The following is an 18,452-nucleotide window of genomic DNA, read 5'->3' as shown; positions in this document are numbered from 1 at the left end:
ACTGCATTTTCCTTCCCCCCGCCCTCGTCTCCCGCCTCTCGCCTCCCGTCTCCCGTCTCTACTTTTTCGCGCGATCAGCCTGCGGGATGTAAGCCGCCAACTTCTGCGGCGCGAACTTCTTCTCCAGCCGCGTCATGCGTTGGCGGCCGTCAATCATCGGCAGGCTGACCATGCCTTCGCCGACGAGCGGCTTGCAATACTTGATGAAATCATCGGTCACGTCGTTGCCCGCTGCAGTGATCCACTTCTTGGGGAACGTCCGTTCGCTGTTGGCGACTTCGGTCAGCGGGACCTTGTCGTACGTGACGCTGTAGACCGAACCCGGATTGCGGAGGATGGTTGACATGTAGCCGCTCTCGCCCTTGTTGGCGATGACCGCGCAGTTTTCACCGGCGCGATAGGCTTCGTCGAGATCGACCGTCGAGGCATACGCCATCGAGTGACGCTGATCGGTGCCGGGAACATTGCCGCGGGCACTTCCCTTGGCTTTCAAGCCGACCTTGTTCAGATAGTTGACCACCATTTGAGCGACGGTCGTTTCGCTGCTGCTGAATTGTGTGTGGCCGAACGAATCTTTCCGTTCGCCGAGGCTGCCGACGTTAAAGCCTTCGCTGATGACGACGATGCACCGGCCATCCTTCGCGAGTTGATCGTTCACGTTGTCGGCCAGTTGCTCGAGCGAGCAGGGGCTTTCGGCAAGATAGATCTGTAGCGGCATTTCGCGGTTCGGATCGGCGAGGCGAGCGGCAGCAGGAATGAAGCCGATCTTGCGACCCATCGCTTGCATCACCAGGACCGGATCAGCGGGCGACGAACCATTGTTTTCTTCGTTCGCATTCTGAACGGCGTGCATCCAGTACTTCGCGGTGCTGCCGTAGCCAGGCGTGTGATCGATGAGCTTGAACTCGCTATCGCCGACGTCGTTGTCGATCGTCTTCGGTCCGCCGATGCCGATCAGGTCGAGGCCCCGCTGCTGCGCAAGCTGAGCGACCTTGTTCGCCGTGTCCATCGAGTCGTTGCCGCCGATGTAGACGAAGTAGCCGACGTTGTGGGCTTTGAACACTTCGAGCACGCGGTCGAAGTCTTCGTTCTGGTTGGCCTTGAGCTTGTAACGGCAAGTGCCGATCGAACCGGCGGCCGGCGTGTAGCGGAGCAGCGAGATTTCGTCCGGGCATTGGCCGCTGAGGTCGAGCAGTTCTTCCTTGAGCACCCCTTCGATGCCGTGATGCGCGCCATACACGGTGCCGATGTTGTCGAAGTTGCGAGCGGCTTCGATCAAGCCCCGCAAGGTGTTGTTGATGACCGGGCTCGGACCGCCGCTTTGGGCGACGACAAGGTTCTTCTTGGTGCTCATTGTTTGAATCTGCGAGCCGTGCTCGTGGAGAGGATGCGCTCAAATGCGGCTTGGCCGCGAAACACTGACGGCAAAAACCGCCAAAAACGGGAAACCGCGATTTTACCGGGCTGGCCGCAGGGCGCGAAGGGACGGAAAGGCGGGCTGAACTGCCGGTGCTGGCAGAGAAAACGCCACACTTCGGCCCACCGCCGAACTCGCTCGCAAGGGAGCACGGATCGACTTAAACTGATGATTAGGAGCAGTTCATCGCCGTCAGCGTCCTGGCCCGCACGCAAATTTCCCGGCTGGCTGTCACAAAACAGAATCCAGATTGTAGAGAAGTAGGCCATGTTGGCCCCTTTGTGAAATTAAGATGCCAGTCGAGACGAAGCTTCGGTAGTTTTTCCCCATGACGCTGATTCGCCGGAATTGTTTTCCATTTCTCTGCTTCCTCTTTCTGCTGGCGACGACCTCCGCGACCGCCTTCGGCCAGCTAGACCCCGATACCTACAACGGCTTGATCGACGGCTGGCAGGCTGCGCTCGAAGCGGGCAAGTATCGCGAGGCGGAGCAATACGCCCTGCAGATCAAAGCCAACGACGAGCGTTTCGCGCGCGGCAAGGTGTTTTGGAAAACAGCGCTCGCGGGCGCCTACTTTGGGCAAGGCAAATACCGCGAAGCCGTGCCGCTCTACAAAGACTATCTCGATTATGCCCGCAAGAATTCTGCGAATAGCGAGTCACTGGTCGAAGCCCTGTCCGACCTCGGCGCTGCCTATTTGCAGATGGGCGACTACGACAACGCTAGGCCGCTACTCAAAGAATCGATCGATCTGGGAAATCAGATTCTGGGGCGCGAGCACGCAACCACACTGCTGGGTGTCAACAATCTCGCGCTGCTCAGTCTTCAAACCGGCGACTTGAAAGATGCCGCGACGCGCTTCAGCGACATCGTGCAGGCGCACCATCGCACGAACAATCAGAGCCCAACTCGAATCGCCGCCATTCTCAACCTGGTCGATGTCTATGTTCGCCAAGGCCGATATCAGAAGGGCGAAGATCTAGCCCAGTATGGATTAAAAACCGCCGAGAGCCTCGGGGTCGGCTTCGATCATCCGGTAACGCTCAAGTTGATTCAGAACTACGCCAATGTGATGTGCCATCAGAATCGCTCGGCCGATGTGGTGGCGCTGCTCGAGCAAGCAACGACTCAAGCTCAGAAGGTGATGGGCGCGAATCATCCCGACTACGCATTCATGCTCGCTGACTTGGCAAATTGCTATTCCGATGTTGGTCAGCACGAGAAGGCGACCGAGGCCAATGCTCGTTCGCTGCGTATTTTGCAAACGCAACTGGGAGCCAATCATCACAAGCTGCTGGTAGTCAACAGCAGCCTGGCTTGGGACCTGATTTTTGTCGGGAAATTTGCGGCGGCCGAAAAACAATTGCGCAGCGTGCTGCCAGCCGATGATGCGAAGTACACGGCTGGTCAGTTCGATGCCGCCGTGGCCCGCATCACGCTTTCGGAGGCGCTGGTACGACAGAACAAGTTTGCCGAGGCGGAAAAAATTCTGGAGGCCGCGCTCCAGTATCTCGAGCAAGAGGGAGCGGCGCTCGATTCCCAACATCATGCCTGGCGAAACCTGGCCCGCGTCGACTGGGCCGTCGGCAAGAAGGAGCGAGCGCTGGAACGAATTTCCAAAGCGCTCGACATTGCCGAATCCACGCGTCTGTATAGCAGCGGCTCGGAGTTTGATCGCGCCGGCACGTTCGGCTGGTTCAACTACACGTATGAGTTGCTGCTGGGTTGGCAAATGGAAGCCGGCGACTTCGACGCTTGCTTTTCGACCATGGAGCGAGCGCGGGCCCGTTCCTATCTCGAAGCGATCAACCAGAGCGGCGTAGATTTATTCGCCGGCAAATCGGCCGACGAGCGAAAGAAACTCGACGAGCGCCGGGCAGAGCTTCGCGGCCGACTTTCCACGCTGTGGGCTCAGCTGCAAGAACTCCCCGATGCCTCGCCCAAAGAATCCGCGGCGATCAAAGATCGCCGCGAGAAGCTGGTGTCGGAACTGCGCACCGCCCGCGGCGCGCTGTATCAATTCGAGAGCGAACTGCGGACTGCCAGCAAGAGCTATCAACGGCAACTATCTACCAACGACGGCTCGGTGAAAACCGCCGATGCCCGCAGTAAGTTGCTCGGCAAAAACTCGCTGCTGGTGAGCTATTTCATCGGCACGGTTCATAGCTATGTCCTGACCGTGTCGCCCACCGACGTGCAGATGCTCGAGCTCGTTGTGCTGCCCGGCGAAGCCAAGGAACTGGGAATCGAATTTGGTCAGTTGACGCGCGAGCGGTTGCAAGCGGCGCTGCAAGGAAACGGCAAGACCGCCGTTCTGCCCATGCTGACATCGCGAGCCGATTCCGTCGAATTGAACAAGCGCCTGCATGCCTTGTGGAAAGTGCTCGTTCCCCAGGAACTGCGGCCAGCATTTTCTACGGACAAGTTCGAGCGCCTGATCGTGCTAGCCGATGGTCCGTTGGCGCTGCTGCCACTCGAAACGCTGGTCGTCGAGTCTGATCCAGCGGCAAAGTATCTGCTCGACGTCAGCCCGCCGATTGCCTACGCTCCTTCGACCGCTGTTTTGCTGCGGCTCGTCGAACGCCAGGCGAAACCAGCAACCGATTATCGGGTGCTGACCTTGGGAGATCCCCTCTACGACCGCCGGCCGGCGAATGCCACTTCGGCGCAACCTCGCTCGACTCCGTCGCGAGCAGCCGCCTTTCGCGGCGGGCTCAAGCCGTTGCCGGCATCGGGCCTCGAGGCGCGGTGGGTTGCCGATGCGTATAAGAAAGCGGGCGCGCAAGTAACAAGTCTCATCGGAGCCGACGCAACGGAAGCCGCTATTCGCAAGAACGCCCAGGGCAAACAGCTGCTGCACTTTGCCTGTCACGGCATGAGCGAAAACGCCTACGGAAATTTCTTCGGCATGCTCGCCGTCGCTCCCGGTAACTCCACCACCGACCCGAAAGACGACGGCATGCTGACCTTGGCCGAACTCGACGAGCTCGATCTATCCGCCTGCGAGCTCGCCATCTTGAGCGCTTGCTTGACGAACCACGGCCCCGAACAACAGGGCGAAGGCATCTGGGCCTTATCACGCGGCTTCATCATCGCCGGCGCCCGGCGTGTGATGGCCAGCAACTGGGTCGTCGACGACAAAGCCGGCGCGAGCCTGGTGAGCATCACGTGCTCTGACTTAGCGAAAGCCCGCGAAAAGGGAGAGCTCGCCGATTACGCGCTCGCATTACGTGAAGGCAAACGTTGGGTTCGCAAACAAGAAAAATGGTCGCACCCATTCTATTGGGCGCCGCTGGTTCTCATTGGCTCGAACTGATCATCACCGTAGGCCGGATCAAGTGGTACTCCGCGCAGTTCCGGCAGGAACTGCAGCGTAACGTTCGATTGCCAAGCCCGTTTGATTGCCCGGCGAGTAATCACTTCGGCCGAATCATGAGATTCAGCCCTGGCGGCGCATTCTTTGCCATGCTTTTCGCGGCTTCTTCCTCGGCAACGGTATACGCCAGTCGCAAAAATTTGATCGGTGATTTTCCGGCCGCGATCTCGGCCAAAATTGCCGGATCAAACGAACGAAAATCCATTCGCAGACTTTGCAGCGCGGGATAGCGCGATAATGATCGCAGGCCGTCGCGAGTGACGGCGGTATCGTTAATATATAACGCTTTGATTCCCGTGAGCTGACATTCCGCCAGCATCTTGTCGGTGATTTTTGTGTCGATGAGGTCCAGGATGACGAGCTCTGGCAAGTTTACTGGATTGAGTGCACAGATTTCCGCGTCGCCCACCGGCGAACCTTCGAGTGTCAGCATCGTCAAACGGGGCATCTTCAGCCGGGCGAAGTCTTTGCCGGTGACTGCGGTTTTGAAGAGAGCCAGGTCAACCAGGCGCTTCGACTCAAGCGCCGGACGCAGTTGCTCGTCACCAAAGTCAGTCGTTTCGACGGTCAATCCGTTAAGGCGCGGATAGGTAACTCGCAGCACACCGTTGTCGTTATAAAAGTCCTTCGCACCGGAAATTCTCAGGGAGTCTTGCCGCAATTCTTCGGCCGTAAATCTGGCCAAATCCTCGCGAGAGTTCTTTCCCGCGAGCTCCCGCGGACGACCATTTTTCTGCTCGTAGGCAGCGACGGCAGTTTTGGCGGCATGCGCTCGCGCGCGATTGGGGCTTTTCGTCAGCACCTGCAATCGCTCGTACGCTTCCATTACCACAGCAGCATTATCGCTCTGCAGTTCGGCAATGCGGTCCTTGATCTCTTCCAAAGGATCCGCAGCGAGCAAGCACACAAGTAAAGCCAAAGTTGACATGGCGGCCTCGCAAGAAAGGTCCTGGCAACGATGGAGATAAGTCTACCCCAACCCCGCAATCGCCACAAAATCCTTCTTCAGCGATTGATACAACTGCTGGTAAATCGGAAAGCCGCGGTCGTAGATCGGGATCGCTTTCTTATCCGCGGGCGTGCGGCTGACGACGCTAATGGTGGCGGCACACGCTTCCTGAATGTTCTTGTATGAGCCCGCGCCGACGGCCGCGAGCAGCGCCACGCCGTAGGCCGGGCCTTGCTCGGCGTTGATCGTCACGACTTCCTGGCCGAAGACGTCGGCTTGGATTTGACGCCACAGCGGGCTCTTTGCGCCGCCGCCCGAAGCGCGGATTTGTTTCACCGGGACTTTCATCTCGGCGAGAATCGCCAGGCTGTCGCGGAGGGAATAGGCGACACCTTCCATGATCGACCGGGCGAGATGGCCGCGGCCATGCGAGAGCGTGAGGCCGACGAAACTGCCGCGGGCATTCGAATCGGCGTGCGGGGTTCGTTCGCCGGAAAGATACGGCAGGAAGAACAAACCTTCGCTGCCGCGCGGAGCTTTCGCGGCTTCTTCGTTGATGATGTCGTAAGCGTTTTTCTTGGCATTCACTTCGCTGCAGATCTTTTCCACGAACCATTGCAGCGAACCGGCAGCGCTGAGGGTGACTCCCATCATGTGCCACTTGCCCCGAACCGCGTGACAGAACGTGTGGAGCCGACCCTGCGGATCGACTTGCATCTGGTCGCTATGCACAAACATCACGCCGCTCGTGCCGAGGCTGTTCGAGAGAATGCCTCCCTCGACAACGCCCGTGCCGACCGCGTTGGCTGCACAATCGCCGGCGCCGCCGACGACGACGCAATCGGTCGTCAAGCCGAGTTCCTTCGCGGCTGCGGCAGTCAGCTTGCCGGTAACTTCTTCAGATTCATAAACCTTCGCGAACATCGAGGGATCGAGTTCGAGCTTCTCGAGCAGCTTGGTGCTCCAGTTTCGCTTGGCCACATCGAGCAGCAGCATGCCGCTGGCGTCGCTCACCTCGGTGGCATACTCGCCGGTCAGGCGGCGACGAATGTCGTCTTTCGGCAGGAGCACTTTCACCGTCTTGGCAAAATTCTTCGGCTCGTTGTTGCGCAGCCAGAGAATCTTCGGCGCGGTGAAGCCGGTCAGCGCGGGATTGGCGACCATTTGAATCAGCTTTTTTCGCCCGCCGGCCCGTTGTTCGATTTCATCGCACTCGGCTTTCGTGCGCTGATCGTTCCACAGCAGCGCGGGGCGAACGACCTGATGATTCTTGTCGAGAAACACACTGCCGTGCATTTGGCCTGAGAGACCGATCGCTTTGATGTCGGCGGGCTTGAGCTTGGCCTTCTTCACAGCGGCTCGCACGGTGGCGATGGTCGCTTGCCACCAATCTTCTGGGTTCTGTTCGGTCCACAGCGGCTTGGGCATCGCGAGGCCGTAGCCCTGCGCCGCTTCGGCGAGGATCTTGCCGTCTTCGCTCACGACCAGCGTCTTGGTGCCCGAGGTGCCGATATCGATGCCGAGAAAATGAGCCATGGTGCAGCTTCCGCGCGAGAGAGTTCTTCGATCGTGAGCGACGGATTGTACACAAGCCCGAAGCGCAAGCGAAGGAACCCGCCGAGTCCTTCGCTTGCGCTTCAGGCTGGTGTGGGCTCAACCCCATTCATCGGGTTCGGCGTGCAGAAAGATCCAGAGCACAATCGCCAGCGGCACGAGTGCAACGGCAACGAGCTGCGCGATGATGCTTGTCGCACCCTTCAAACGCGAGAGCGGACCAAACGCAAACAACCACAGCACCAACGGCGCTGCAGGGACGACGAGCAACAGCCAATGCGGCGATGACAGTTCCACCGCGCCGATGTAAGCACTGCCGCCGGCGAGAATGGCGAACACTGAAATCACGCCGAGCAACTCGCGCGGGATTTGATCCCAGTTGCTCTTGGCAAATAGTCGCGGCACGAGTTGACAGCCGAGCATCGCCAGCGGTCCTCGCAAGGCAACCGTGCCGATCCGCAAACTAACTTCCGCCGTCACGAGCACCGTCGTGGCCAACGCAGTGAGCGTGAGGATGGCCAGAAATAATCGTCCCCGCAGACGCTCCGGCAACTGAGTGAGCAACCAGGTGATGCCGGCCAGGTAAGTGGTCACCAACAACAGCGACCACGGCCGCGATGGTTTTAAATCGGGATAGCGCGGCACGATCAACCAGGCCGCGATGAAACCGAGCACCAAAAGCCAGAATGGCAGATCGTAAGCGCGCTCACCGCGCGCAGCCGTTACTGCGCCAAAAACAGCAGCAATCAGCGCCACATACGGCAGCCAATGCCAATAGCGTTCTGCGATGAGCGGTAAGCGGTCGGGAAACAGAAAACAACCGGCTGCAAAACCCGCCGCGATCGCAACGGGCAATACATATCGAAACGCACCGGGCAGCAACCAGCGCCCAAGCGCCGCGACGGCGGCAGCCGTTGCGATTGGGATGATAAGGAGTGCAGCGATTTCCATAATTAACCGACAGCAGTTCGCCGCATTGATTGGTCGTTGGGGTCACGTAGGCCGAAGCCATGCTTCGGCTGAGTGACCAACCGTCGATTCCCATGGGTTCATCGCCCCTCGATCGAAGCATGGCTTCGATCTACGGGATCCTGCTCGCGGGCAAAGACTACGGAGCCGTGGTCTTCTCACCAACCACCACACTCAGCGAGACCTTGTCATCAACCTTTCCAGCGCCATAAGTCATGCCGAACTCGCCGCGGTTGATCGTGAAGTCGCTCTTCAGCGACAAGCCTTCAGCGCTCATGCTGTACGTGACCGGAAAACTGATCTCTTGGGTCTTGCCGTGCAGCGTCAATTTGCCGGTGACGGTCGCGGTCCCTTCCTTGCCGGGCGTGACCTTGGTCGATTCGAACTTGGCGGTCGGATACTCGCGCACTTCCAGGAAATCTGCCGTCTTGAGGTGATCGGTCAGTTTCGGAATGGCGGTGAAGATTGAGGTGGCATCGATATCGGCCGTCACGCCGGTCAGCTTGCCTGTGGAATCAACCGTCACCTTGCCGGTGAATTTGCCAAAGCCGCCGACCCGTGGATCGGGCTTGTCGCCGCTATGCGTGCCGACGAACGCGATCTTTGAATTGGCGGCCGAAATCGCAGCAGCGCCTTTATCGACCGGAACCGCATTGGCAGCGAAAACGTTCGCCGTGACGAAGCCAAGAACCAAACCCAGAGCCAAAGTGCGCATACCCAAACTCCATTAGCAGTTGAAGAAGAAAAAATCGCCGACTCCGCCCGGCGCTGCCTCAAAGTAACAGCGCGATCGGCGAACGCAAAGTAGCTGAATTCGCCAGAGTTCAGTTGGTGGAGTCCAACTAGCCGCTCTGAATTCTGGCGAATTCAGCTACTTTCAGACGGGAATACCAGCGACACGCGGTTTCCTTACACGGATTTTTCCCAAGTCGTCGATCGCTCCGCGATCGATGAACGGAGGTGAACTCGCGCTGCAACCTTCACTCGCCGAATTGCCGAAAGTCGCTGGCGCTCTTTCGGCGGCGCGCGGATGGTTAGCCTCCATTCATCGACCGCGGAGCGTTCGACGACTAGAGGGTCGGGCCAATCTGCCAGGGCACGAATTCTTCGTCGCCGTAGCCCAGCTGCTCGCTCTTCGTCTGTTCGCCGCTAGCAACGCTGATGATCTTCTCGAAGATCTCGCGGCCCACCTCGTCGACGCTCTTGCCGTGCAGAATTTCGCCGGCATTGATATCCATGTCGTCGATCATCCGTTCGTACATCGGCGTGTTGCTCGCCACCTTGATCGACGGCACGGGCTTGCAGCCGAAGCAGCTGCCGCGGCCTGTGGTGAAGACGATCATGTTGCAGCCGCCAGCGACGAGGCCCGTCACGCTCGGCGGATCGAAGCCGGGCGTATCCATCACGGAAAAACCCTTGGCGGTGATCTGCTCGGCGTATTGATAGACATCAGTCAGTGCGGTGCTGCCGGCCTTCGCGACAGCGCCGAGACTCTTCTCGGCGATCGTCGTCAGACCACCCTCCTTGTTGCCGACGGATGGGTTGTTATCGATTTCCACACCGTACAAACCGGTGTGCCACAGCCACCATTGAATCCGCTCGAGCAACTTATCGGCCACCTCGACCGACTTCGCGCGGCGAGTGAGCAAATGCTCGGCGCCATAAATTTCCGTCGTCTCGGCCAGCACGCTCGCGCCGCCGCCGGCGACGAGCATATCGGAAGCGACGCCGAGGGCCGGATTGCATGTCACGCCACTATTGCCGTCGCTGCCGCCGCAGTTCGTGCCGAGGATGATCTCGCTGATTGGAATCGGCTCGCGGCGAACATCGTTCACCTGCGGCAGCAACTCGGCGAGCATTTTGATGCCAGCTTCCACGGTCTTCGCCGTGCCGCCGAGATCTTGCATCGAGAGGACCGGCGGCAGGTGCCGTTTGCCGCTGCCGTCGATTTGCAACAAACTTTGCGAATCGAGCAGATAACCAATCGATGCGTTTTCGCAGCCGAGGCCGATGATCAGATAGCCACCGATGTTCGGATGCCGCGCCATACCGGCCAGCGTGCGAGCGAGAATATTGTGCTGCAACCCGCCGTATTGCAGGCCGCAACCGCCGCCGTGCCGCAGCGCGATCACGCCGTCGATGTTCGGATAATCCTTGAGCACATTCTTATCGAACTTCTCGGCGATGTACTTCGAAACCGTCGCCGAGCAATTCACGCTCGAGACAATACCGATGTAATTGCGCGTTCCCGAGCGGCCATCCTTGCGACGGAAGCCTTGAAAGGTTCGGCCGACAATCGGCGTCGGTGGCGCGGGAATTTCCTGAGCTTTCGCATAATCGCGAACGAAATCGCCGTTGCTCAGATTATGGCTGTGGATCCAATCCCCCGGCTCGGCAGCCGAAGTGGTCGTGCCGATGATCTGGCCGTACTTGCGAACGTACTCACCCTTGGCGACCGGCACGAGGGCGATCTTGTGGCCCAGCTTGATAGGCTGCGACAGCGTGATCGATTGTCCGTCTCCGACAGCGACCGTTTCGCCGGCGGCCAAGTGGCGAGCGGCGACGACGATATTGTCTTGCGGATGAAGATGAACGACATCGGTCCGCTGACCGGCAACAGCAAGCATGGGAGGTTTCAGTACTTCGGCGGGATGGAACGCAGATCGAGGCGCAACGTCGATTATCGCCTCCGAACGCCATGGTAGCCAGCCGAGTATTGCGTCAAACCGAGTAGCCGAATTCGCCAGAATTCAGAGGGCACCTTTCGAACGCCACCATCTGAATTCTGGCGAATTCAGCTACACCCGTTTTCGGCAACGGGTTTATGGCTTCGTGCCACCGTGGAAGTATTCCTTTTCCTTCTCGATTCGCTCTTCGTCCGTTTTCGGTTGCTGACTGGTCGACGGTCCGAGTGGTCGGATCGAATGACGGTTGAAGGGAGCATTCGGCGAGTCTTCGTACTCGCGTTCGGTTTCCGTTTGAGCGACCTGTACGTCGTCGTTCACGGTTTTTTGCGTACTCTTCGTCATGGCTAAGCTCCTCGATCAGGAATGGGGTGATTGCTTAGCCATGACTGGGATGCAAGCGGAATGCCAAAGGGGGCAATCACGCGACGGCTGCTTCCACTTCTTCCAGCGCGGGGTAATCGGTGTAGCCGTGCGGGCCCGAGCCGTAAAATGTGCTGGGGTCGGGCGGATTGAGCGCGGCGCCCAGTGCGAACCGCTTTGGCAGATCGGGATTGGCGATGTAGAGCTGACCAAAGGCCACTGCATCGGCTTCGTGATTGGCGAGAGCTTCGTTGGCCGTTTCGAGCGAGAACTTTTCGTTGGCGATATAGACGCCGCCGAACTTCTTTTTCAGCGTGGGGCCAAGGCGGTTCGCGCCGACCGATTCGCGGGCGGCAATGAAAGCCAGCTTTCGGCGACCGAGTTGTTCGGCGACATAACCAAACGTCGCGGCTGGATTCGAATCCCCCATCGAGTACAAATCGCCGCGCGGCGACAGATGCACGCCGACGCGATTCGCTCCCCAGACCGACGTGACTGCATCGGTCACTTCCAGCAATAGCCGAGCGCGATTTTCGATCGAGCCGCCGTACTCATCGGTCCGCTTGTTGCTGCCGTCCTGCAGGAATTGGTCGAGCAAGTAACCATTCGCGCCGTGGACTTCCACGCCATCGAAGCCGGCCTCTTGAGCGTACCGAGCGCCTTGCTTGTAAGCTGCGACGATGCCGGGAATTTCATGCAGCTCGAGAGCTCGCGGTACGGCAAAGGGGCGTTCGGGCCGTAGCAAGTGCAGATGGCCTTCGGCCGCGATCGCACTCGGCGCGACGGGCGATTCGCCATTGAGATAAGAGGGGTCCGACACGCGGCCGACATGCCACAGCTGCAGCAAGATACGACCGCCGGCGGCGTGCACCGCGCGGGTTACGAGCTTCCAACCTTCGACCTGCTCGGGCGACCAAATGCCGGGAGTATTCGGATAGCCGACGCCCTGCGGCGTGACACTGGTGGCTTCGGTCAAGATCAGCCCCGCGCCGGCACGCTGGCGATAGTACTCGGCCATCATCGCATTCGGCACGCGGCCGGCACTCGCCCGGGTTCGCGTCAGGGGGGCCAGGATCACGCGGTTCGGCAGGTGCCAATCGCCCACTACCAAAGGATCGAGTAGAGTCGGCATCGCAGTTCTCACTTCTTTTAGAGGCAGGTTTGGGGGGCAAGTTTGAGGTCCGCCGAGTCTCGCGATCATGCGAGGCAGTCAGCTTTCCGTTTTATACCGCCGCTCGCCGCCGACCTTACACGGCCGTGTTTTCATAACGGCTATGACGGTCCTTAAATCGACGTAAATCGCTTGCCGAAAGAGGCTTGCGCCACCGCCGCCAGGGTGGCGAATTACTTCATCTTGCGCACCGTCCCCAGCGCCTCCTTCACATGCTGCGTGGCAAACAGCTGTGAATTGAAAACCTGCTGCACGATCCCTTCCCGATCGATGACATAGGTCACGCGGCCTGGCATTACCCACATTGTTTTCGGGACGCCATAGGCTTTGCGGAGTTCGCCGTCGGCATCGCTCACCAGCAGAAACGGTAGCTTCTTTCCCTCGGCGAACTTTTGATGGCTGTCGAGCGAGTCGCCACTCACGCCGATCACCGCGGCGCCGGCGGCGACGAAATCTTCATAAGCATCGCGAAAAGCGCAAGCCTGCGCCGTACAACCCGGCGTGTTATCGGCAGGATAAAAATAGACGACCACGGCCTGTTTGCCGCGGAAATCGTGCAGCGATATCGATTCTCCCGTTTGCGTCACGCGGGTGAAATCCGGAGCTTCATCGCCGACTTGAATCGCAGCCATTGGGAATGCCTGACTCGCTGGTTAGAATGGACGACACGCTAACAGGATCCCGTAGATCGAAGCCATGCTTCGATCGAGGGGCGATCGGGCACTCAGCCGAAGCATGGCTTCAGCCTACGTGACCCCAACTGTGAACGACCACCGATTTTATCACGCCTCTTCCTCAGCAGGTCGCGATGTCTGCCTTACTCCTCCTCGATTCCGCCGCGCTGCTGGCCCAAACCGGTTTTGCCAAGACCATGCTCGGCTACGTCGCCATCGGTGTCCTCATCGCCGTCGGCCTGGCACTGGTGCTGCGACCCACGAGTCGCGAAGCGGTGGATGCGAAGAAAAAGAAGAAGTAATAGCCCGCACTCGCATGAAGCTCAAATGCATCCCGGCCGATTTTCAAGTTGATGAACTCATCACTTCGCTGCGCAGCAACGGCGGTGGGTTTGCTCTTTACCTGCTCACCAAGCAATCGATCGGCACGCTCGAAGCCATCGACCACATCGTCAACCGCTGGAACATTCCGCGCTCGCAAATCGCCTGGGCGGGCCTCAAGGATCGCCACGCGCGCACCAGCCAATATGTCACCATCAAAGGCGGCCCTCGGCAAGGAATGCAGGCCGGGCAAGTCGATCTGAAGTTTCTCGGCTACGCGACGCGGCCCGTTCATCCGCGCGACATCGTTAGCAACCGCTTCACCGTCGTCATTCGCGACATGGATGCCGCCGAAATCACGGCTGCCAAGCAAACGCTGGCCGAAGCAGAACGCGACGGCTTGCCGAATTACTTCGATGAACAGCGGTTTGGTTCGCTGGGCGAGTCCGGCGTCTTCATCGCTCAGCCGTGGTGCAAAGGGGATTACGAAAAGGCCCTCTGGTTGGCCCTCGCCGAACACAATGTGCACGACCGGCCTGACGAGCGCGAACAGAAAAAGATACTGCGCGAACATTGGGGCAAATGGCCCGAAGCGAAAGCGGCTCTCGCCCGGTCGCACACGCGGAGCGTTATCACTTACCTTGCCGATAAGCCGATCAAGCCCGATTTCAAACGAGCGCTCGCGCTAGTGCGACAAGACCTCCGCAGCCTGTGGCTCGCCGCTTATCAAAGTCACCTGTGGAATCAAATGCTGGCCGCCGTGCTCGAAGCCAACTGCCGGCCCGAAGATCTCAAGCGGCAACGCATCGCTCGGCAGGATCTGCCGTTCTTCACCGCACTGCCGCCGGAACATCGCGGCTGGATGCTCGATTTTCAAATGCCCTTGCCGTCGGCCCGATTGCATCTTGAGCCTGGCGACTTGAAAGACCTGATCGACGACGTGATGCAGGCCGAAGGCATGGAGCTCCGCGAGGTGCGCGTGAAATTTCCCCGCGACGCCTTCTTCAGCCGCGGCGAACGCCCCGCGATCTTCCGCCCTGAAGAATTGCAGCACGACACCGCCCCCGATGAGCTCTATCCCGGCCGCAGCAAGCTGACGTTGAAATTCACGCTCCGCCGCGGCTCGTACGCGACGATCTTCGTCAAACGCATCACCGGCTTGGCTATGGAAGCCGAGGAAGAGGAAGAAGAAACGCCCGCCGAAGGCGCAGAATAATCCAGTCGTCGAACGCTCCGCGGTCGATGAATGGACGATGCACAATCAAAGGCGCAGGAATAAGCGCCAGCGATATTCCGTCGTTTGGCGAGAGTACGCGGCAGCGATCTCGTGAACTCCACTCGCCAAAAAGCCGAAAGTCGCGAAGCTCTTTCGGCAGCGCGCGGTCGGTTCACCTCCATTCATCGATCGCGGAGCGATCGACGACTATGGGCTACCTCCAGTGCGAAAGTCGGCAGTAAGATGGCAGCATGTCTGAACCCTTAGCTTATCTCAACGGCACACTCGTCCCCGCCTCGCAAGCCGCAATCTCGGTGACCGATGCCGGTTTCATGCAAGGCGTGACCGTTGCCGAGCAACTTCGCACCTTCGGCGGCAAACTATTCGAACTGCCGCGGCATCTTGCGCGACTGCAACGCTCACTCTCAATCGTCGGCGTCGAGCTGCCGATCTCAATCGACGAACTCGCCGCTCGAGCGCAGGAACTGGCGACGCACAATCACAATCTGCTCCAGCCCGGCGATGACCTAGGCTTGTCGATGTTCGTCACCCCCGGCACGTACCCGACGTTCGCTGCGGCCGCGCCTGGCTCACACCCTGCGGCTCCCGTTCCTTTCTTCTGCCTGCACACTTATCCATTGCAGTTTGCGACGTGGGTGCAGAAATACGAACAGGGCGAAACGCTAGTCGCTACCGATGTTCGGCAGGTTCCCAGTGATTGCTGGCCGGTCGAACTAAAGTGTCGCAGCCGCATGCACTACTTCCTCGCCGATCGCGCCGCGCGGCTGAAGCAGCCCGGCGCTCGCGCGATCATGCAAGATCAGCGCGGCTTTGTCACGGAAGCCTCGACGGCAAACCTGCTGATCTATCGTGCTGCCGAAGGAATCGTCTCGCCGCCGCGAGCCAGCATTCTTCCCGGTGTGAGCGTCGCCGTGCTCGGCGAATTGGCCGCCGAGCTCAAGATTCCATGGAGCGAGCGTGACCTCACTCTCGCCGATTGCGAAGCAGCCGACGAAATCCTGCTCTGCAGCACGAGTCCGTGTGTTTGGCCGGTAACGCACTTCAACGGCCAAACGATTTCGCAAGGCACGGCTGGGCCGATCGCCAGACAACTCCTCGCTGCGTTCAGCCGGCGGACCGGCATCGATATCGAACGGCAGGCGAAGCAGTTTTCGCAGCGTGCTTAGGTAAAATTTTCTCATGTTGCGCTGGATACCTACCCGTTGGCGACGATTTTCGCTGCGATCGCTGTTGATCGCGCTCACGCTTGTGGGGGTCGCTGCCGGTGTGGTGGGAACTCATCTCCGCAACCGCCTGCACATTCATTCGTTGCGGCAACTCATCACGAGCGCCAATTGCCAACCGTGGATCTATGAAAGTTCCAGCAGACTAGGGGCTCTCGAATATCACCTCGGTATGATCATGCCGATCGATGCCATCTCGCCTGAAGGCTTCGTCGCTCTGCAGCAGGCCGCGAAAATGGTGGATCCCCGCCGAACACAGCACGTGCGGTATGTAGCGCTGAGGAGCGCTCATAATGGACAGGCAGATTTGCAGCGCACTCAAAAGATCATCGAGGCCTTCTCGCCCCCTCGTTTAGTTTTGCATCGCCTGGATCCTGCTGCGGCAACCTTCTTTCTGAACAACTGCACAAGCGGCTCGATTAGTGTGCAACAGCGGGGCGATTGGTCTAGCACGACCGACATCAAGCTGAACTGCCCCGTCTTCATTTACAGCGGAGGCGGGTTCTCGAACTTTTGGCGTTGTGTCTCTCCGGAAAGTTCCGTTAAGTGCCTGGAAGTGTACGCTTCTCCGGCAGAGTTGCAGAGCATCTATCCAATCCCCACCCTGCAAGAGGTGACGATCTCGACGGGGCACATGGACGAATGCGACGTCGTTCAATTGATGTCGCGGCTGCAAGGTGCGCTCGTCAAATTGGAGTGCTGCGGCATCGATGAAGAGCAAGCGATTCGCTTGCGCGAAACCTTTGCACCGCAGCTACTGCTGCAGCGCTCGGACTGTTTGCATCCTTGATGCTCAAGCGGTTGAAGTAAACCGCCACGCGAAAGCTACGAAGCGCTCACTTCCGCGATCCGTTCCCCGCGTTGTGAGTGGCGTTCGATGGCGGCTTGCACAAAACCCGCGAACAGCGGATGAGCCTGCGTCGGCTTCGATTTGAATTCCGGATGGAACTGCACGGCGAGAAACCAGGGGTGGCCGGGGATCTCGACGATCTCGACCAGTTTGCCATCGGGACTCGAACCAGTCACATCCAGACCATTCGCAGCGAACTGCTGGCGGTAGGCGTTATTGAATTCGTAGCGATGGCGGTGGCGTTCTTGCACTTGCGGCTGGGCGTAGCAGTCGCGGGCATGCGTGTCGTCGGCGAGTGCAGCCGGGTGCGTGCCAAGCCGCATCGTGCCACCCTTGTCGACGATGTTCTTTTGATCGTCGAGCAGGCAGATGACGGGATGCTGTGTGTCTTTGCTGAACTCGGTCGAGTGCGCGCCGTTCAGATTCACGACATTGCGGGCGAACTCGATCACCGCGCACTGCATGCCGAGGCAAATGCCGAAGAACGGAATGCCGCGCTCGCGTGCAAACTTGATGGCTTCGATTTTGCCTTCGATGCCGCGCTCGCCGAAACCACCGGGAACGAGAATGCCGTCGTAGCCTTGCAGCAACGCGGCGGCCCCTTCGCGCTCGATCTCTTCGCTTTGAATCCGACCGATGCGGATTTGCGAATGATGATGAATGCCAGCGTGATCGATCGATTCGTAAATCGACTTGTACGCATCCTTGTGCTCGGCGTATTTGCCGACGACGGCAATGCTGATTTCGTGCTTCGGATTGCGGAGGTTGTGCAGCAGATCTTTCCAAGCGTCCATGTTCAGCGAACCAGCTGTCAGCTGCAGGCGCTTCACGATGAACTTATCGAGGCCGTTGTCGACGAGGCTCAGCGGCACTTCGTAGATCGAAAAATCCTTGTCCTTCTCTTCGATGACGGCTTCGAGCGGCACATTGCAGAAGAGGGCGATCTTTTCGCGATCGTCGCGATCGATCGACCGCTCGGTGCGGCAAATCAGAATATCGGGCTGAATACCAATCTGCCGCAGCAAACCCACCGAGTGCTGCGTCGGCTTGGTCTTCAGTTCGCCCGCAGCCTTCAGGTACGGCACGAGCGTGAGGTGAATGTAGAGACAGTTGTCCTTGCCCACATCGAGGGCAAATTGGCGGATGGCTTCGAGGAAGGGTTGGCTTTCGATATCGCCCACCGTGCCGCCGATTTCGGTGATGACCACGTCAACATCGGGAGTGGCCAGCTTGGCAATGCAGTTCTTGATTTCGTTGGTGATGTGCGGAATGACCTGCACGGTCTTGCCGAGAAACTCGCCGCGGCGTTCTTGATTGATCACCGACAGATAAATCTGCCCCGTCGTGTAATTCGAATCGCGAGTCAGCGGGCCGTGCGTGAAGCGTTCATAGTGGCCGAGGTCGAGATCGGTTTCGCTGCCGTCGTCGAGAACATAGACCTCGCCGTGCTGATAAGGGCTCATCGTGCCGGGGTCGACGTTGATATACGGATCGAGCTTTTGCATCCGCACCCGCAAGCCACGGCGCTCGAGCAACATGCCGATCGACGCGCTGGTCAGCCCCTTGCCGAGCGAACTAACCACGCCACCCGTCACGAAAATATGCTTCGTCATGAAAACGACATCCCCGTCGAATATCTGCTCGCCAAAGAAAAACCGCCGCCC

General features: G+C 59.1%; 15 protein-coding genes. 5 read left to right on the top strand and 10 right to left on the bottom strand.

Features of this window, described 5'->3' with window-relative positions; translation table 11 throughout:
- Positions 1–58: 58 nt before the first annotated feature.
- Complete coding sequence (locus M9Q49_RS28270; RefSeq protein ID WP_254512657.1) at positions 59–1,354, bottom strand: diphosphate--fructose-6-phosphate 1-phosphotransferase; 1,296 nt, start codon at positions 1,352–1,354, stop codon at positions 59–61.
- 391 nt (positions 1,355–1,745) lie between these two features.
- Here M9Q49_RS28270 and M9Q49_RS28265 point away from each other — a divergent pair, with 391 nt between their 5' ends.
- Positions 1,746–4,733: a CHAT domain-containing tetratricopeptide repeat protein gene (locus M9Q49_RS28265; RefSeq protein ID WP_254512656.1), complete on the top strand. Its 2,988-nt coding sequence runs from the start codon at positions 1,746–1,748 to the stop codon at positions 4,731–4,733.
- A gap of 100 nt (positions 4,734–4,833) precedes the next feature.
- Here M9Q49_RS28265 and M9Q49_RS28260 read toward each other — a convergent pair whose 3' ends face one another.
- The 8 genes from M9Q49_RS28260 to M9Q49_RS28225 all read right to left on the bottom strand — a co-directional run bounded on the left by M9Q49_RS28260 (position 4,834) and on the right by M9Q49_RS28225 (position 13,115).
- A complete protein-coding gene (locus tag M9Q49_RS28260) occupies positions 4,834–5,721 on the bottom strand; it encodes a hypothetical protein (protein WP_254512655.1) in 888 nt (295 codons plus the stop codon).
- Positions 5,722–5,763: 42 nt separating this feature from the next.
- On the bottom strand, positions 5,764–7,278 hold the full coding sequence (gene xylB / locus M9Q49_RS28255; RefSeq protein ID WP_254512654.1) for a xylulokinase: 1,515 nt from the start codon (positions 7,276–7,278) through the stop codon (positions 5,764–5,766).
- A 117-nt stretch (positions 7,279–7,395) separates the two neighbouring features.
- A complete protein-coding gene (locus M9Q49_RS28250; RefSeq protein WP_254512653.1) occupies positions 7,396–8,247 on the bottom strand; it encodes a hypothetical protein in 852 nt (283 codons plus the stop codon).
- Between the two features lie 157 nt (positions 8,248–8,404).
- Positions 8,405–8,980: a YceI family protein gene (locus M9Q49_RS28245; protein WP_254512652.1), complete on the bottom strand. Its 576-nt coding sequence runs from the start codon at positions 8,978–8,980 to the stop codon at positions 8,405–8,407.
- Between the two features lie 355 nt (positions 8,981–9,335).
- The gene (locus M9Q49_RS28240) at positions 9,336–10,892 is read right to left on the bottom strand and encodes a UxaA family hydrolase (protein ID WP_254512651.1); all 1,557 of its coding nucleotides are present in this window, start codon (positions 10,890–10,892) and stop codon (positions 9,336–9,338) included.
- A gap of 195 nt (positions 10,893–11,087) precedes the next feature.
- Positions 11,088–11,294, bottom strand: a complete 207-nt coding sequence (locus M9Q49_RS28235; RefSeq protein ID WP_254512650.1) for a hypothetical protein — start codon at positions 11,292–11,294, stop codon at positions 11,088–11,090.
- Between the two features lie 76 nt (positions 11,295–11,370).
- Positions 11,371–12,444 carry an alkene reductase gene (locus M9Q49_RS28230; RefSeq protein ID WP_254512649.1) on the bottom strand — a complete coding sequence of 358 codons (1,074 nt, stop codon included), beginning with the start codon at positions 12,442–12,444 and terminating at the stop codon, positions 11,371–11,373.
- 212 nt (positions 12,445–12,656) lie between these two features.
- Entirely contained in the window at positions 12,657–13,115 is a 459-nt protein-coding gene (locus tag M9Q49_RS28225) for a peroxiredoxin (protein WP_254512648.1), read from the bottom strand.
- A gap of 176 nt (positions 13,116–13,291) precedes the next feature.
- On the opposite strand from M9Q49_RS28225, the gene M9Q49_RS28220 reads away from it, so the two are divergent.
- From M9Q49_RS28220 to M9Q49_RS28205, 4 genes are all read left to right on the top strand, one after another.
- A complete protein-coding gene (locus tag M9Q49_RS28220; RefSeq protein WP_254512647.1) occupies positions 13,292–13,459 on the top strand; it encodes an LPXTG cell wall anchor domain-containing protein in 168 nt (55 codons plus the stop codon).
- A 14-nt stretch (positions 13,460–13,473) separates the two neighbouring features.
- Positions 13,474–14,694, top strand: a complete 1,221-nt coding sequence (gene truD, locus M9Q49_RS28215) for a tRNA pseudouridine(13) synthase TruD (protein ID WP_254512646.1) — start codon at positions 13,474–13,476, stop codon at positions 14,692–14,694.
- Positions 14,695–14,945: 251 nt separating this feature from the next.
- Entirely contained in the window at positions 14,946–15,881 is a 936-nt protein-coding gene (locus M9Q49_RS28210) for an aminotransferase class IV (protein ID WP_254512645.1), read from the top strand.
- A gap of 13 nt (positions 15,882–15,894) precedes the next feature.
- Entirely contained in the window at positions 15,895–16,728 is an 834-nt protein-coding gene (locus tag M9Q49_RS28205; protein ID WP_254512644.1) for a hypothetical protein, read from the top strand.
- Positions 16,729–16,763: 35 nt separating this feature from the next.
- Here M9Q49_RS28205 and M9Q49_RS28200 read toward each other — a convergent pair whose 3' ends face one another.
- The gene (locus tag M9Q49_RS28200; RefSeq protein WP_254512643.1) at positions 16,764–18,401 is read right to left on the bottom strand and encodes a CTP synthase; all 1,638 of its coding nucleotides are present in this window, start codon (positions 18,399–18,401) and stop codon (positions 16,764–16,766) included.
- Between the last annotated feature and the right edge of the window lie 51 nt (positions 18,402–18,452).

The sequence above is a fragment of the Anatilimnocola floriformis genome, assembly GCF_024256385.1.
In the GTDB taxonomy this organism is placed as follows: domain Bacteria; phylum Planctomycetota; class Planctomycetia; order Pirellulales; family Pirellulaceae; genus Anatilimnocola; species Anatilimnocola floriformis.
This window is presented reverse-complemented; position numbering and strand designations above follow the sequence as displayed.

Excerpts from the sequence above, each read along its gene's own strand:
- M9Q49_RS28270 (WP_254512657.1), bottom strand. The coding sequence starts at position 1,354 with ATGAGCACCAAGAAGAACCTTGTCGTCGCCCAAAGCGGCGGTCCGAGC.
- M9Q49_RS28265 (WP_254512656.1), top strand. The coding sequence starts at position 1,746 with ATGACGCTGATTCGCCGGAATTGTTTTCCATTTCTCTGCTTCCTCTTT.
- M9Q49_RS28260 (WP_254512655.1), bottom strand. The coding sequence starts at position 5,721 with ATGTCAACTTTGGCTTTACTTGTGTGCTTGCTCGCTGCGGATCCTTTG.
- xylB (WP_254512654.1), bottom strand. The coding sequence starts at position 7,278 with ATGGCTCATTTTCTCGGCATCGATATCGGCACCTCGGGCACCAAGACG.
- M9Q49_RS28250 (WP_254512653.1), bottom strand. The coding sequence starts at position 8,247 with ATGGAAATCGCTGCACTCCTTATCATCCCAATCGCAACGGCTGCCGCC.
- M9Q49_RS28245 (WP_254512652.1), bottom strand. The coding sequence starts at position 8,980 with ATGCGCACTTTGGCTCTGGGTTTGGTTCTTGGCTTCGTCACGGCGAAC.
- M9Q49_RS28240 (WP_254512651.1), bottom strand. The coding sequence starts at position 10,892 with ATGCTTGCTGTTGCCGGTCAGCGGACCGATGTCGTTCATCTTCATCCG.
- M9Q49_RS28235 (WP_254512650.1), bottom strand. The coding sequence starts at position 11,294 with ATGACGAAGAGTACGCAAAAAACCGTGAACGACGACGTACAGGTCGCT.
- M9Q49_RS28230 (WP_254512649.1), bottom strand. The coding sequence starts at position 12,444 with ATGCCGACTCTACTCGATCCTTTGGTAGTGGGCGATTGGCACCTGCCG.
- M9Q49_RS28225 (WP_254512648.1), bottom strand. The coding sequence starts at position 13,115 with ATGGCTGCGATTCAAGTCGGCGATGAAGCTCCGGATTTCACCCGCGTG.
- M9Q49_RS28220 (WP_254512647.1), top strand. The coding sequence starts at position 13,292 with ATGTCTGCCTTACTCCTCCTCGATTCCGCCGCGCTGCTGGCCCAAACC.
- truD (WP_254512646.1), top strand. The coding sequence starts at position 13,474 with ATGAAGCTCAAATGCATCCCGGCCGATTTTCAAGTTGATGAACTCATC.
- M9Q49_RS28210 (WP_254512645.1), top strand. The coding sequence starts at position 14,946 with ATGTCTGAACCCTTAGCTTATCTCAACGGCACACTCGTCCCCGCCTCG.
- M9Q49_RS28205 (WP_254512644.1), top strand. The coding sequence starts at position 15,895 with ATGTTGCGCTGGATACCTACCCGTTGGCGACGATTTTCGCTGCGATCG.
- M9Q49_RS28200 (WP_254512643.1), bottom strand. The coding sequence starts at position 18,401 with ATGACGAAGCATATTTTCGTGACGGGTGGCGTGGTTAGTTCGCTCGGC.